Source organism: Methylobacterium sp. FW102-HT35C08, assembly GCF_058790235.1.
In genome coordinates this window covers 5,481,696-5,495,160 of record NZ_JBYTCL010000002.1, presented here as the reverse complement: position 1 = coordinate 5,495,160, position 13,465 = coordinate 5,481,696, and the positions used below count along the sequence as shown (strand labels likewise).

General features: G+C 70.1%; 13 protein-coding genes. 10 read left to right on the top strand and 3 right to left on the bottom strand.

Annotated elements, in window-relative coordinates:
• The first annotated feature begins 141 nt into the window (after positions 1–141).
• The 4 genes from AC3WSN_RS26305 (at position 142) to AC3WSN_RS26290 (ending at position 4,195) form a co-directional block, all read left to right on the top strand.
• Positions 142–477 (top strand): DUF6968 family protein, encoded by a 336-nt coding sequence (locus AC3WSN_RS26305; protein WP_192706155.1) that lies wholly within the window; start codon positions 142–144, stop codon positions 475–477.
• A 453-nt stretch (positions 478–930) separates the two neighbouring features.
• On the top strand, positions 931–1,410 hold the full coding sequence (locus tag AC3WSN_RS26300) for a (2Fe-2S)-binding protein (RefSeq protein WP_192706154.1): 480 nt from the start codon (positions 931–933) through the stop codon (positions 1,408–1,410).
• Complete coding sequence (locus AC3WSN_RS26295) at positions 1,407–3,737, top strand: xanthine dehydrogenase family protein molybdopterin-binding subunit (protein WP_492542002.1); 2,331 nt, start codon at positions 1,407–1,409, stop codon at positions 3,735–3,737. The genes AC3WSN_RS26300 and AC3WSN_RS26295 overlap by 4 nt, the downstream gene beginning before the upstream one ends.
• 74 nt (positions 3,738–3,811) lie before the next feature.
• A complete protein-coding gene (locus AC3WSN_RS26290) occupies positions 3,812–4,195 on the top strand; it encodes a hypothetical protein (RefSeq protein WP_492542000.1) in 384 nt (127 codons plus the stop codon).
• A gap of 245 nt (positions 4,196–4,440) precedes the next feature.
• Here the strand turns inward: AC3WSN_RS26290 and AC3WSN_RS26285 are convergent, their stop codons facing one another.
• The 3 genes from AC3WSN_RS26285 to AC3WSN_RS26275 all read right to left on the bottom strand — a co-directional run bounded on the left by AC3WSN_RS26285 (position 4,441) and on the right by AC3WSN_RS26275 (position 6,703).
• Positions 4,441–5,235 carry a DUF1194 domain-containing protein gene (locus tag AC3WSN_RS26285; RefSeq protein ID WP_492543262.1) on the bottom strand — a complete coding sequence of 265 codons (795 nt, stop codon included), beginning with the start codon at positions 5,233–5,235 and terminating at the stop codon, positions 4,441–4,443.
• 311 nt (positions 5,236–5,546) lie between these two features.
• Positions 5,547–5,771 (bottom strand): hypothetical protein, encoded by a 225-nt coding sequence (locus AC3WSN_RS26280; protein ID WP_238194614.1) that lies wholly within the window; start codon positions 5,769–5,771, stop codon positions 5,547–5,549.
• A 218-nt stretch (positions 5,772–5,989) separates the two neighbouring features.
• Positions 5,990–6,703, bottom strand: a complete 714-nt coding sequence (locus AC3WSN_RS26275) for a Sir2 family NAD-dependent protein deacetylase (RefSeq protein WP_492541997.1) — start codon at positions 6,701–6,703, stop codon at positions 5,990–5,992.
• A gap of 120 nt (positions 6,704–6,823) precedes the next feature.
• On the opposite strand from AC3WSN_RS26275, the gene AC3WSN_RS26270 reads away from it, so the two are divergent.
• The 6 genes from AC3WSN_RS26270 (at position 6,824) to AC3WSN_RS26245 (ending at position 13,464) form a co-directional block, all read left to right on the top strand.
• On the top strand, positions 6,824–7,384 hold the full coding sequence (locus AC3WSN_RS26270) for an isochorismatase family protein (RefSeq protein WP_492541995.1): 561 nt from the start codon (positions 6,824–6,826) through the stop codon (positions 7,382–7,384).
• Positions 7,381–8,475 (top strand): GlxA family transcriptional regulator, encoded by a 1,095-nt coding sequence (locus AC3WSN_RS26265; RefSeq protein WP_492541993.1) that lies wholly within the window; start codon positions 7,381–7,383, stop codon positions 8,473–8,475. Before AC3WSN_RS26270 ends, AC3WSN_RS26265 begins: the two co-directional genes overlap by 4 nt.
• Before the next feature lie 235 nt (positions 8,476–8,710).
• A complete protein-coding gene (gene hydA / locus AC3WSN_RS26260; RefSeq protein ID WP_492541991.1) occupies positions 8,711–10,138 on the top strand; it encodes a dihydropyrimidinase in 1,428 nt (475 codons plus the stop codon).
• A 49-nt stretch (positions 10,139–10,187) separates the two neighbouring features.
• Entirely contained in the window at positions 10,188–11,183 is a 996-nt protein-coding gene (locus tag AC3WSN_RS26255; RefSeq protein WP_492541990.1) for an ABC transporter ATP-binding protein, read from the top strand.
• An 11-nt stretch (positions 11,184–11,194) separates the two neighbouring features.
• Positions 11,195–12,457: an ABC transporter substrate-binding protein gene (locus AC3WSN_RS26250; protein ID WP_492541988.1), complete on the top strand. Its 1,263-nt coding sequence runs from the start codon at positions 11,195–11,197 to the stop codon at positions 12,455–12,457.
• Entirely contained in the window at positions 12,454–13,464 is a 1,011-nt protein-coding gene (locus tag AC3WSN_RS26245) for an ABC transporter permease (protein ID WP_492541986.1), read from the top strand. Before AC3WSN_RS26250 ends, AC3WSN_RS26245 begins: the two co-directional genes overlap by 4 nt.
• Position 13,465 lies beyond the last annotated feature (1 nt).

Sequence of the window (13,465 nt, the reverse complement as noted above, 5' to 3'; positions counted from 1 at the left end):
CCAAGATTTACACAGCCATACGATTTTTCGAGCCTTTTTTCGCCGAATAGACATTCAGTTTCCGCGCTTGAGTCGGAGCGGCACATAGGCAAGTCTCCGAGATCAGCCGAATGAGTCCTTGCGACTTCTCGAGGTCGAACCATGGTGATCGCAGAGCGATCTCTCTCGATAGAGGACGGACCCGAGCCCAAAGCGTGCAAGGTTACGATGCACGCGCCTGAAGACGCCGACGGGATGTGGATCTGCCGCTATACAATTTCATGGCCGACCGCTCCGGAAGAGAGCTTTGGCGCTGGCGTGGACGCCTTCCAAGCGCTCCACCTCACGCTCCAGAAAATCGGCATCGCGCTTTATGCCAGCGCCTATCACAAAGCGGGCATCTTGGTGTTCGACAGGCCCGGGAGAGGCTACGGCTTCCCCATGCCGAAGAACGGACGCGACCTTCTGATCGGGGACGACAAGATCTTCGACGGGTGAGCGCCGGGCTCGCGCGCCGGCTGTTCGGCACCCTTGTCACTGGCCGCGGGGCAACTCTGGCGGGGGTCCCGCGGCGGCGCCAAATCGCTCCTCCCTCAGGATGGGATCCGGGCCTCTGATCGGCAGGTTGATCCTGCAACACTCGGTGGCAGGGCCAGACGAGCCGCGCCGGCCGAGTGGACACAACCTCGAGCTGTTCCCACGGCCACGCACATCATGTGCGCCGCCGCACGCGGCATGACCTGAGCGCAACCAAGCGAGGATGACCTTCCCCGTCCGTGCGTTGCGCCCGGGACGGGGCCTGCTTTAGAATATTTATTATTCTGAGCTTGAGCGTTTGCCCGGCGATCTTCCCCGCATCGGCACGCGTGAGCCGGCAAAGCCGGCATCGGCCCCAGGCCCGGCTCGGACCCGACTGAACGCCGCTCCGGCGCCGCCAGACAGGACGCAACGATGATCAAACTCACCGTGAACGGGGCTGCGCGCAGCTTCGACGGCGACCCCGACATGCCGCTGCTGTGGTACCTGCGGGACGAGCTCGGGCTCACCGGCACCAAGTTCGGCTGCGGCGTCTCGCTCTGCGGCGCCTGCACCATCCATCTCGGCGGCGCGGCGACCCGTGCGTGCATCACCCCGGTCTCGGCGGCCGAGGGCCAGGAGGTCGTCACCATCGAGGGGCTGTCGCCGGACGGCAACCACCCCGTGCAGGTGGCGTGGCGCGACCAGAACGTCGCGCAGTGCGGCTTCTGCCAGTGCGGCCAGATCATGCAGGCCGCCGCCCTCCTGAAGGACACGCCCAAGCCCACCGACCAGGACATCGACGACACGATGAGCGGCAACATCTGCCGCTGCGGCACCTATCCGCGCATCCGCACCGCGATCCATCAGGCCGCCGGCCAGACCGCGCCCGCCAGCAAGGGAGAGCGCCTGTGATCCACGACGCCAAGCTGAGCGCTGAGCGCGCCGCCGGCACCAATCCGGCCCTCGACAATGTCAGCCGCCGCGGCATCCTCGGCGGCGCCGGCGCCCTGGTGCTGGCCCTCTCGCTGCGCCCCGCCTGGGCCGACGAGACCCAGACCCAGGAGCAGAAGGAGCAGAAATTCGGCGCCGACGGCATGCCGCATGGCTGGCGCGACGATCCGAAGGTCTTCGTCGCGATCGCGCCGGACGGCACCGTCACGGTGACCAACCACCGCTCCGACATGGGCCAGGGCATCCGCACCTCGGTGGCCTTCACGGTCGCCGACGAGCTGGAGGCCGACTGGTCGAAGGTGAAGGTGGTCCAGGCCTGGGGCGACGAGACCCGCTTCGGCAACCAGGACACGGACGGCTCGCGCTCGACCCGCCACTTCTTCCAGCATTTCCGCCACGCCGGCGCCGCCGCGCGGCTGATGCTGATCCAGGCCGCCGCCAAGCAGTGGGGCGTGCCGGCCTCCGAGGTGACGGCGGTCAACCACACGCTGAGCCACGCCAAGTCGGGCCGCACCCTCAGCTACGGCGCGGTGGCCCAGGCGGCCGCCGAGCTGCCGGTGCCCACCGACGTCAAGCTGAAGGACCCCAAGGACTTCCGCTACATCGGCACCGGCAAGGTCGGGCTGATCGACAACTTCGACATCACCACCGGCAAGGCGATCTACGGCCTCGACACCAAGCTCGACGGGATGCTGTACGCGGTCGTCGCGCGTCCGCCGGTCTACGGCGGCAAGGTGAAGTCGTTCGACGACAGCGAGGCCAAGAAGGTCGCGGGCGTCGTGAAGATCTTCAAGATCGACGGCGGCGAGATCCCGTCCGAGTTCATGCCACTCGGCGGCGTGGCGGTGGTGGCCAAGAACACGTGGTCGGCCATGAAGGCGCGGGACGCCCTCAAGATCACCTGGGACGACGGCCCGAACGCCGGTTACGACACCGACGCGTTCCGCAAGGAGCTGGAGGCCGCCGCCCGCAAGCCCGGCAAGGTCGTGCGCACGCAGGGCGATGTCGACGGCGCCCTGGCGAAGGCCAAGACGCGCGTCCAGGCCGAGTACTTCGTGCCCCACCTCGCCCAGGCGCCGATGGAGCCCCCGGCGGCGGTCGCCCGCGTGAAGGACGGGTTCTGCGAGGCCTGGGCCTGCGTGCAGGGTCCGCAGGCGGCCAACGACCGCCTGATGAAGGCGCTCAAGCTGCCCGACGACAAGGTCAAGGTGAATGTGACGCTGCTCGGCGGCGGGTTCGGACGCAAGTCCAAGCCCGACTACGTGGTCGAGGCGGCGCTCTGCTCGCAGGCCGTTGGCGGCGCGCCGGTGAAGCTCGCCTGGACCCGCGAGGACGACCTCCACCACGGCTTCTATCACACGATCTCGGTGGAGCATCTGGAGGCCGGCCTCGACGAGAAGGGCATGCCGGTGGCGTGGCTGCACCGCTCGGTGGCGCCGACGATCGGCTCGATCTTCGCGCCCGACCCGAAGCACGAGCTGCCGTTCGAGCTCGGGATGGGACTGGTCAACACGCCGCTCAACATCCCGAACATGCGGCTGGAGAACCCCGAGGCCGCCGCCCATGTCCGGATCGGCTGGTTCCGCTCGGTGTCGAACATCCCGCACGCCTTCGCGATCCAGTCCTTCGTGTCGGAGCTGGCGCACGCCGCCGGCCGCGAGCCGAAGGAGTACCTGCTCGACCTCATCGGACCCGATCGCAAGATCAGCCCGACCGAGATCGGCGACGTCTGGAACTACGGCGAGGATCCCAAGCGCTACCCGATCGAGACCGGCCGCCTGCGCGGCGTGATCGAGGCGGTCGCCAAGGGCGCGGGCTGGGGGCGGCAGATGCCCAAGGGCAGCGGCCTCGGCGTCGCCGGCCACTACAGCTTCGTCACCTACACGGCGGTGGCGGCCGAGGTGGAGGTCGACGACAAGGGCCAGGTGAAGGTGAAGGCGATCGACATCGCGGTCGATTGCGGGCCGCAGGTGAACCCGGAGCGCATCCGTTCGCAGATGGAGGGTGCGGTGGTCATGGGGATGGGGCTGGCGCTCACATCCGAGATCACCTTCAAGCAGGGCCGCGCGGTGCAGAACAACTTCGACGGCTACGAGGTCCTCCGGATCGACGCCGCCCCGAAGGTGGTCCGCGTGCACCTCGTGCCGACCGGTTCCTATGACGGGCCGCTCGGCGGTGTCGGCGAGCCCGGCGTGCCGCCGGTGGCACCGGCGATCGCCAACGCGATCTTCGCGGCCACCGGCCGCCGGGTCCGGCAGCTGCCGATCCGCGATCAGCTGAGCGCCTGAACCGTCACCCGTCGCGAGACGTTGGGGCCGTGGGGGAACCCGCGGCCCCTTCTTTTTGGAAAGTACCCGACCCGATGATGCGTCCCGCCTTGACGGCCTGCCTGACCCTGATCCTGACGGCGGCTCCCGCCCTCGCCTCGCCCTGCGGCGACCGGATCGACAGCGTGTCGAAGCGCGTCCAGTCCGAGGTGAGCCAGTCGATCTCGGCCAACACCAGCGGCCAGGGCAACGCCGCCAAGCGCGGCGGCGAGGGGCTCACCGGGACGGAGGGACAGCGGGCAAACGAGTCGCCGCAGGCGCCCCCGGAGAAGTCGGCCCAGGCCGGCCAGGGGGCGGACGCCGCCCAGCAGGCGAAGGTCGCCCTGGAAGAGGCGCGCACGGCGGATCAGAAGGGCGACGCGAAGGCGTGCGAGGCGGCGCTCACCCGCGCCGAGCAGCAGTTGAAGAAGGCGCCGTGAGGCGCTGATACGCTTTTTGGTTGTCTGCTTCGATCCCACCGTCTTTGCGAGCGGAGTGAGGCAACCCAGGGTCACGCCAAGCTTTCCGAGATCGCGCTGCCCTGGGTCACTTCGCTTCGCTCGTGATCACGGGGAGAAGCGACACCGGGAGCCTTCGTCAGGTCCACGCCGGCCCCTCGCAGTGGGCTCAGTGCCGGCCGCAAGCGCGATTCGATCCGCGTGACGTACGCCCGGGGCAAGAGCCCCTACCGACCCAGCGCGCTGATCTCGATCACGAATTTCCGCCGCAGCGCCCGCGAAAAGTCGCCGTAGCCGGCGGCCGCCAGCAGGAACGCGCCCGGGCCGCCGATGACGTGGGCGCGGTACCATTGCTCCAGGCTCGGGCGCTCCTGCGGCAGCGGCGTCGGGAGCAGGCCGTAGCCGAGCGCCCGGCAGGCCCCGGCCCCCACCACGTCGTTCTCGCCCGGCACCAGGATCGTCAGGCCGTTGACCGTCGCGCCGGTGTCGAGCAGCGTCCGCTGCGTCTCCGCGAGGCTGTCGGCGTCGGTGCAGTTGTCGATCCCGTCGCCGGAGACGTCGATCACCACGCGCTCGGCCGGAACCGGCAGCGCCGGGAGCACGGCGGCGGTCACCGTGCGGAACATCTGGCCGAGGCAGGTGAACTCGCCCGCCTGACGCGGGGCGGCCCGGACCAGCGCGGCGACGGCGGCCGCGTCGGCCCGGCCGGCGATCCGCCGCCAGCCGACCGCGAGGTCCGCCCGGTCCGCCCAGGTCACCATCGCGAACAGGATCCCGCCCGGATTGCCGGTGATCGCGCCGAGGACCGACGGATCCTCCAGAGCCTCGGCGATGCCCTCCATCTGCAGCCGGAAGCGCGCGTCGTCGACGGATTGCGAGACGTCCACGGAGACGATGAGCGCGGTGGCGACGCTCTCGGGCGCGGCCTTGACGGGCTCGGCTTTGGCGGGCGCGAGCCCGAGGAGCAGGAGGCCGGCGCCCCGCAGCACGCCGCGGCGGATCCGTCGCGAACCCGTCCGCATCATCGGCCTCGGCGCTCCCGGAAGGCGCGGCCCTGCGGCCGTCGCGCATCCGTTAGGCCACGTTTCGACGCCGCGCGAAACCGGCCTTTCGGGGGGCCCGTCGTGCGGATCCGCCCGTCGGGCCGACGCGCCGTGGGAGATCCCGAATGCGCGTCGGCGGGGTGTCGATCGGGCAGATGCCCGGCCCCGGTGAGGATAGCGCGGCTCCGGCGGCGGTGACCCGCTCATCTCGGAGGCGGCCCGTCCTCCGGCCTCATCCCTGGACCGGCCGCGGGGCAGTCGGGGACGGCATCGGCCGCCCCGGAGAGGGCTCAGGCGGCCGCGGCGCCGAGCGCGTGCGGGTTGCCGTTCAGGCCGGCGCAGAGATCGTCGATCTCGGCGAGGTCCAGCGCATCGCCGGCCCGGCCGGCGATGGTGTCGATCAGGTGATCCTGTCGGGGATCGAACGGATGCCCCTGCATCCGGTAGAACTGGTAATAGCGCAGCGCCGCCAGGACGGTGTCACGCTCGCGGTCGGTTACGGTGAAGTGCTGCATGGGTAGTTGCTTCCCCTTGTGGCTTCAACGAACGCTCGGGTAGGCCGCGACGCCGATCCCGAGCTTGACTGTTGTAACCCGTGGGCAACTGCCCGACCAGTTCTTGACAGCTCGCACGGACGTGATTCGCGGGCCTCAAAACGCTGTCGCGCGTCCGCGACAGCTGAAACCTGGATCAGAAATCCAGTCCTTTCAGAGACTTGCCGGAGTTTGGCTCGTCACAGACCAAGATCGGCCAGATAGCGCGGCAGCGCCTCGCTCGCCGGCCCGTAGCGCGCCTCGTCGAAGGCATCGGCGTTGTCCGACGGTTCGAGGTTGATCTCGCAGGTCGGGATGCCGAGAGATTGGGCTTGCCGCACGTAGCCCGCCGCCGGGTAGACCGCCCCCGACGTGCCCACGGCCACGAACAGGTCGGCTGCGGCCAGCGCCGCCTCGATCGCGTCGAGATGCATCGGCATCTCGCCGAACCAGACCACGTCCGGCCGCATCCGGCCCGGTGCGCCGCAGGCGGGGCAATTGTCCGCTCGGCTCAGGTCGGCGCGCCACGGCGTGACGGCGCCGCAGGCGCAGCAGCGGGCCTTGAGCAACTCGCCGTGCATGTGGGTGACCGCCCGCGAGCCGGCCCGCTCGTGGAGGTCGTCGACGTTCTGCGTGCACAGAAACAGCCGCCCGCCCCGCGCGGCGATCCGCGCCTCGGCCCGCGCCAGGGCGCGATGCGCGGCGTTCGGTTCGGCCGCGACCACGCCGCGGCGGCGATGATCGTAGAAATCGAGCACCGTGTCGGGGTCGGCCGCGTAGGCCTCGGGGGTGGCGAGCTTCATCGGGTCGAACCGCGCCCAGAGGCCGCCGCGATCCCAGAACGTGCCGAGCCCGCTCTCGGCCGAGACGCCGGCCCCGGTCAGCACGAAGATCGTCTTGGGATGTCCCGTCATGGGCGGCTCCTGCGCGTCGGAGATTGGCCGGATATGTCCGCTGGTTGGCGGTGCGGTTTCTTTCCCGCAGCGTCCAACCGGTGAATGCTGCGGCTCGCTTTACTGAGCGGGAAACACGAAATGTCCGATGTTGCGCTGCTGGTCATCGATGTCCAGGAATCCTTCCGGCAAAGGCCCTTCTGGAACGACGCCGATGTCCCGCCCTTCACCCAGCGTCTGCAGGCACTCATCGACGGCGCCGCCGCGCGGCAGATCCCGGTTCTGCAGGTCTTCCACGTCGCCGAGAGCGGACCGTTCGCCATCGCTTCCGGCCATGTCCGCACCCTCGAACCGATCGTGATCGCGCCGACGGCCACCTTCCACAAGCGCCGGCACAGCGCCCTGGTCGAGACCGGCCTGTCCGGCTGGCTGACGCAGCACGGCACTCGCCGGCTGATCGTGTCGGGCATCCGGACCGAGCAGTGCTGCGAGACCACGGCCCGCCACGCCTCCGACAGCGGCTGGCAGGTCGACTACGTGACGGAAGCCACCCTGACCTTCGCCATGATCCACCCGGACGGCCGCCGCTTCGGCGCGGACGACATCAAGGCCCGGACCGAGCTGGTGCTGACCGACCGCTTCGCCCGGATCGCCACCGTGGACCAAGCGCTGGCCGGCCCAGACCTGCCGGTCGCCGCATGAGCGGGACGGCGCGGCACATCCCGGTCCTCGTGGTCCTGCCGCCGCGCGCGCTGCTGCTCGACCTCGCCGGCCCGCTGGAGGTGCTGCGGATCGCCGGCACCGTCCAGGACCGGGTCGGCTTCGCGGTGGCGTACGCGGCGCCGCGGGCGCTCACCCGCTGCTCGATTGGGCTCGACCTGGGCGGTGCCGGACCTCTGCCGGATACGGTAGCCGACGGGACAATTGTGCTCCTGCCGGGCTCCGCGACGCAGGTGCTCGGCGACGCGCCCGACTCGGCAGCCGACGCCGACGCGGAGGCCGAGATCGTCGCGTGGCTGCGCGCCCTCATCCGGCCGGGCCACACCGTCGCGACCGTCTGCGAGGGCGCCCTGCTGGCGGCGCGGGCCGGGCTCCTCGACGGCTACGCCTGCACCACCCACCATGCCAGCTGCGACCGGCTGATGGCGGCGGCGCCCCGGGCCCGGCTCCTCGAGAACCGCCTGTTCGTCCAGGACCGCGACCGGTTCAGCAGCGCCGGCGTCACGGCCGGCATCGACCTGATGCTGCACCTCGTGGCGGAGTGGGCGGGACCGGCGACGGCGGTCGCCGTCGCGCGGACGCTCGTCGTGTACATGCGGCGCGGGCCCGACGATCCCCAGCTCTCGCCCTGGCTCGAGGGGCGCAGCCACCTGCACCCGGCGGTGCATCGGGCCCAGGACGCGATCGCCGCCGACCCGGCCCGGGACTGGTCGCCGGCGCTGCTCGGCCGGGTCGTGGGCGCGAGCCCGCGCAACCTCGCGCGGCTGTTCCGGCTCCACGCCGGCATGACCGTGACGGACGCGATCAACCGGTCCCGCGTGGCGCTGGCCCGGGATCTGATCGCCCAGAGTGACCTCGGCCTGGAGCAGGTCGCCGAACGGGCCGGCTTCGGCTCCGCCCGGCACATGCGCCGCGTCTGGCGGCAGTTCCACGCGGCGGCGCCGTCGAGCCTGCGCGCCGGATCCTCGGATGAGGCGTCCGGGCAGCTCATCCAGCGGCCTGTCGGCCGGGGTTCGGCACGGCCCCCCGCGAGACAATCGTCCTTGCGAGCGGAGCGAAGCAATCCAGGGTAGCGCTCCGCTTTCCCGCGTCGCGCGACCCTGGGTCACTTCGCTGCGCTCGTGATGACGGGAGAGCGACGACGGCCGAAGGATTCGGCTGGAACCGCGTGCGTCAGGCCGTGCCGCTCCCGGCCCGCTGGACCCGAACGGCCGCCTGTGACCTCCTGCCGTGCCGACCCCGTCCGCCCGAATCGGCGCGGACCCTGCATCGGCCCGGCGCGCCCGTTGGCGCGGAGGAGTGAGCGGCATGCCCGAATTCGACCTTGCCATCCGGGGCGGCACGGTGGTCACGGCGAGCGACACGGTCCGGGCCGATATCGGCGTGCGCGGCGGCCGGATCGTCGCGGTGGCGGAGGGCATCGCCGACGCCGCCCGGGTAATCGACGCTTCCGGCCTGCTGGTCCTGCCCGGCGGCATCGACAGCCACGTCCACATCGCCCAGGATTCCGGCCCCGGCATCGTCATGGCCGACGACTTCGCCAGCGCCACCCGGGCGGCGGCGGCCGGCGGCAACACCTGCGTGATGCCCTTCGCGCTCCAGCCGCGGGGCGCCTCCCTGCGCGGCGCCGTCGACGCCTACCGGGCCAAGGCCGAGGGTCAGTGCCACGTCGATGTGGCGATCCACATGATCATCTCGGACCCGACCGAGGCGGTGCTCGGCCAGGAGCTGCCGGCTTTGGTCGCCGACGGCTACACCTCGTTCAAGGTCTTCATGACCTACGACGACCTCGTCCTGAACGACCGCCAGCTCCTCGACGTGTTCCACGTCGCGCGGCGGCAGGGCGCCCGGGTCATGGTCCACGCCGAGGGCTACGACGCGATCCGCTATCTCAGCGAGCGGCTGGAGCGGGCGGGCGAGACCAAACCCTACGGCCACGCCCTGTCGCGCCCCGAGATCGTCGAGCGGGAGGCGGCCCACCGGGCGATCAGCCACGCCGAGCTGATCGACCTGCCGATCGTGATCGTCCACGTCTCGGGCCGCGAGGCCACCGAGCAGATCGCCTGGGCTCAAGGACGGGGCCTGAAGATCCGGGCCGAGACCTGCCCGCAATACCTGACGCTGACGGCCGAGGACATGAAGGGGCTTGGCCACGATGACCCGATGGCGGGGGCGAAGTACGTCTGCTCGCCGCCGACGCGGGACGTCGAGAGCCAGGAGGCGGTCTGGTCAGGGATCCGGCGCGGGATCTTCGACGTGGTCAGCTCCGACCATTGCCCGTTCCGCTACGACGACCCGCAGGGCAAGCTGAACCCGCGGGGCAAGACCTCCTTCCGCTGGATCCCGAACGGCATCCCCGGCATCGAGACGCGGCTGCCGGTGTTCTTCTCGGAAGGCGTCTCGAAGAGGCGGATCAGCCTCAACCAGTTCGCCGCGCTGACCGCCACGAACCACGCCAAGCTGTACGGCCTCTACCCGCGCAAAGGCTCGATCGCCCCGGGCTTCGATGCCGACCTGACCCTGTGGGACCCCAACAAGCGCGAGACCATCCGCCAGGCGAACCTGCACCACGGCTCCGACTACACGCCGTGGGAAGGCTTCGAGGTCACCGGCTGGCCGGTGGTGACCATCGCGGGCGGGCAGGTCATCGCCGAGGACGGCCGGGTCCTGTCCGAGCCGGGCCGCGGGCGGGTGCTCGACCGGGCGGTCGACCCGGCCGAGCGGCGGGAGGCCTGACGGTCACGCTGGCCCGCCGCTTGCCTGCAGCCTCCGGGGGGAGCACCGCATGGACGTCGAGCTGATCGGCCTGACCAAGCGCTACGGCACGGCCATTGCGGTCGATGGCATCGACCTGAAGGTGCCGTCCGGCGCCTATTGCTGCCTGCTCGGCCCCTCCGGCTGCGGCAAGACCACGACGCTCCGGATGATCGGCGGCCACGAGCGCGCGAGCGCCGGCGACGTCGTGATCGGCCCCAAGGCGGTGGGCGACGCGGCCCCGGCCGAGCGCGGTACCGCCATGATGTTCCAGAGCTACGCGCTGTTCCCGCATCTCGACGCGCGCGACAACGTCGCCTTCAGCCTCAAGATGCGCGGAATCGGCAAGGCGGAGCGCCGCGCCAAGGCGATGGCGATGCTCGACCTCGTCCAGATGGGCCACCTCGCCGGGCGCCTGCCGGCGCAGCTCTCAGGCGGCCAGCAGCAGCGCGTGGCGCTCGCCCGCGCCCTCGTCACCGGCCCGAAGGTGCTGCTGCTCGACGAGCCGCTCTCCGCCCTCGACCCGTTCCTGCGGGTGCGGATGCGGGTCGAGCTGAAGCGGATCCAGACCGAGCTGGGGCTCACCTTCATCCACGTCACCCACAGCCAGGAGGAGGCGATGGCGCTCTCCGACCTCGTCGTGGTGATGAATGCCGGCCGGATCGAACAGGCCGCCGACCCGCGCACCGTGTTCGAGCGCCCGGCCACCGCCTTCGTCGCGCGCTTCATCGGCGGGCACAACGTCATCCGCCTGGACCGAGGGCTCGTCGCCGTGCGGGCGGACCGGATGCGGCTCGGCGGCGGGGCCGGCCCCGCCGCGCTGTCGGCCCGGGTGGTGGCGGTCGAGTACCAGGGCACCAGCGTTCATGTCGGCCTCGATGCCGACGGGCTGGAGCGCATCCCCGAGAACCCGTCTGCCCTCACGGCGATCCTCAGCGACGTGGACTTCGCTGCCCGCCCGCTTCGCCTCGGCGACATGATCCCGGTCGGCTGGGACGCGTCCGCCGCCCACCCCCTTGATGCGTAACGGAGACGATCATGGACCTGCCCTCGACGCCGAGCCGACGCACGCTCCTGAAGGGGGCCGCCGCGCTGGCCGCGACGCCGGTGACCGGCTTTCCGGCCGTCCACGCCGCCGAGCCCGTGACCCTGCGCTACCTCGGCACCGCGGTGAACCAGTCCGCCGACATCGCCAAGAAGGTAAAGGAGGATCTGGGCCTGACCATCGAGTACATCCCGGTGGTCACCGACGAGGTGACCAAGCGCGCGGTCACCCAGCCGAACTCCTTCGACCTGATCGACACCGAGTATTTCAGCCTCAAGAAGATCCTGCCCTCGGGCAACCTGCAGGGCATGGACGCCAAGCGGATCAACCTCGCCGACAAGATTTCTTCCGTTTTCACCAAGGGCGAGGTGGCGGGCAAGAAGATCGGCGACCAGGGCACCGCGCCCAAGAAGGTCTTCTACCTGGAAGGCCAGGAGTCTAAGAAATTTGCCGGCGAACAGACTCAGTGGATCTCGCTGATCCCCACGGTCTACAACGCCGACACGCTGGGCATCCGGCCGGACCTGATCAAGGTGCCCGTCACGAGCTGGAAGGAGCTCCTGAACCCGGCCTTCAAGGGCAAGGCCTCGATCCTCAACATCCCGTCGATCGGCATCATGGACGCCGCCATGGTGGTGGAGGCGACCGGTGACTACACCTACGGCGATAAGGGCAACATGACGAAGCCCGAGATCGATCGCACCATCAAGGTGCTGATCGAGGCCAAGCGCGCCGGCCAGTTCCGCGCCTTCTGGCAGGACTTCAACGAATCCGTGAACCTGATGGCCTCGGGCGAGACGGTGATCCAGTCGATGTGGTCGCCCGCCGTCACCAAGGTCCGCGCGCAGGGCGTGCCCTGCACCTACCAACCGCTGAAGGAGGGCTACCGGGCCTGGGCCTCGGGTTTCGGCATCCCCAAGACCCTGAGCGGCCGGAAGCTCGACGCGGCCTACGACTTCATCAACTGGTTCCTATCCGGCTGGGCCGGGGCCTACCTCAACCGGCAGGGCTACTACTCGGCGGTGATGGAGACCGCCCAAGCGAACATGCAGCCCTACGAGTGGGCTTTCTGGATGGAGGGCAAGCCGGCCGAGAAGGACATCCTCGGCCCCGACGGCACCCTGATCGAGAAGGCCGGCGCCACCCGCGACGGCGGCTCCTTCGAGGCGCGGATGGGCGCGGTCGCCTGCTGGAACGCCGTAATGGACGAGAACACCTACATGGTGCGCAAGTGGAACGAGTTCATCGCGGCGTGAGCGGGCTCACCTTTCCCCTCCCCCCTGTGGGGAGGGGCAGGGGTGGGGGTGGTGCAGACGGCACCGCACCGCTCGATCCTGCACCACCCCCACCTCCGGCTCCTCCCCACAAGGGGGAGGAGAGTCGCGTCGCGCCCTTTCAGCCCCGCCGCGCCCTCGCCTACCTCCAGGCCGCGCCGCTGGCCCTTGTCTTCCTCGTCTTCCTCGTGGTGCCGCTGGTGCTCACCGGGATCGTCTCGCTCTGGGAGTACAACGAGTACGAGATCATCCCGGCGCTGACCCTGCAGAACTACGCCGACGTCTTCGACGGCTGCCTGTCGGCCGACCTCTGCACGACGGTGCGCACCTACCTCTCCACGGTGAAGTTCGTCGTGCTGACGCTGGCGATCACCCTGCCGCTCGGCTTCGCCATCGCCTACTTCCTGGCCTTCCACATCCGCTCGGGCACGGTGCGGATGGGCCTGTTCCTGCTCTGCACGATCCCGTTCTGGACCTCGAACGTGATCCGCATGATCTCGTGGATCCCGCTGCTCGGCCGCAACGGCCTCGTCAACGACACGCTCCGCACCCTCGGGCTGATCCGTGCGCCGATCGACGGTCTGCTCTACTCCGACTTCGCGGTGGTCCTGGCCTTCGTGCACCTCGACACGGTTTTCATGATCGTGCCGATCTTCAACAGCCTCGCGCGGATCGACCGGCGGCTGGTCGAGGCGGCGCGCGACGGCGGCGCGTCCGGCGCGCAGATCCTGTGGAACGTGATCCTGCCGCTGGCCAAGCCCGGCATCGCCATCGGGACGATCTTCGTGACAACCCTGGTGATGGGCGACTTCGTCACCGTCGGCGTCATGGGCGGGCAGCAGATCGCCAGCGTCGGCAAGGTCATCCAGGTGCAGATGTCCTACCTGCAATTCCCGGCCGCCGCCGCCAACGCCGTGGTGCTGCTCGCCGCCGTGCTGCTGATGATCCTGGGGCTCACCCGGATGATCGATCTCCGGCGGGAGCTGTAGC

Excerpts from the sequence above, each read along its gene's own strand:
- AC3WSN_RS26305 (WP_192706155.1), top strand. The coding sequence starts at position 142 with ATGGTGATCGCAGAGCGATCTCTCTCGATAGAGGACGGACCCGAGCCC.
- AC3WSN_RS26300 (WP_192706154.1), top strand. The coding sequence starts at position 931 with ATGATCAAACTCACCGTGAACGGGGCTGCGCGCAGCTTCGACGGCGAC.
- AC3WSN_RS26290 (WP_492542000.1), top strand. The coding sequence starts at position 3,812 with ATGATGCGTCCCGCCTTGACGGCCTGCCTGACCCTGATCCTGACGGCG.
- AC3WSN_RS26285 (WP_492543262.1), bottom strand. The coding sequence starts at position 5,235 with ATGCGGACGGGTTCGCGACGGATCCGCCGCGGCGTGCTGCGGGGCGCC.
- AC3WSN_RS26280 (WP_238194614.1), bottom strand. The coding sequence starts at position 5,771 with ATGCAGCACTTCACCGTAACCGACCGCGAGCGTGACACCGTCCTGGCG.
- AC3WSN_RS26275 (WP_492541997.1), bottom strand. The coding sequence starts at position 6,703 with ATGACGGGACATCCCAAGACGATCTTCGTGCTGACCGGGGCCGGCGTC.
- AC3WSN_RS26270 (WP_492541995.1), top strand. The coding sequence starts at position 6,824 with ATGTCCGATGTTGCGCTGCTGGTCATCGATGTCCAGGAATCCTTCCGG.
- AC3WSN_RS26265 (WP_492541993.1), top strand. The coding sequence starts at position 7,381 with ATGAGCGGGACGGCGCGGCACATCCCGGTCCTCGTGGTCCTGCCGCCG.
- hydA (WP_492541991.1), top strand. The coding sequence starts at position 8,711 with ATGCCCGAATTCGACCTTGCCATCCGGGGCGGCACGGTGGTCACGGCG.
- AC3WSN_RS26255 (WP_492541990.1), top strand. The coding sequence starts at position 10,188 with ATGGACGTCGAGCTGATCGGCCTGACCAAGCGCTACGGCACGGCCATT.
- AC3WSN_RS26250 (WP_492541988.1), top strand. The coding sequence starts at position 11,195 with ATGGACCTGCCCTCGACGCCGAGCCGACGCACGCTCCTGAAGGGGGCC.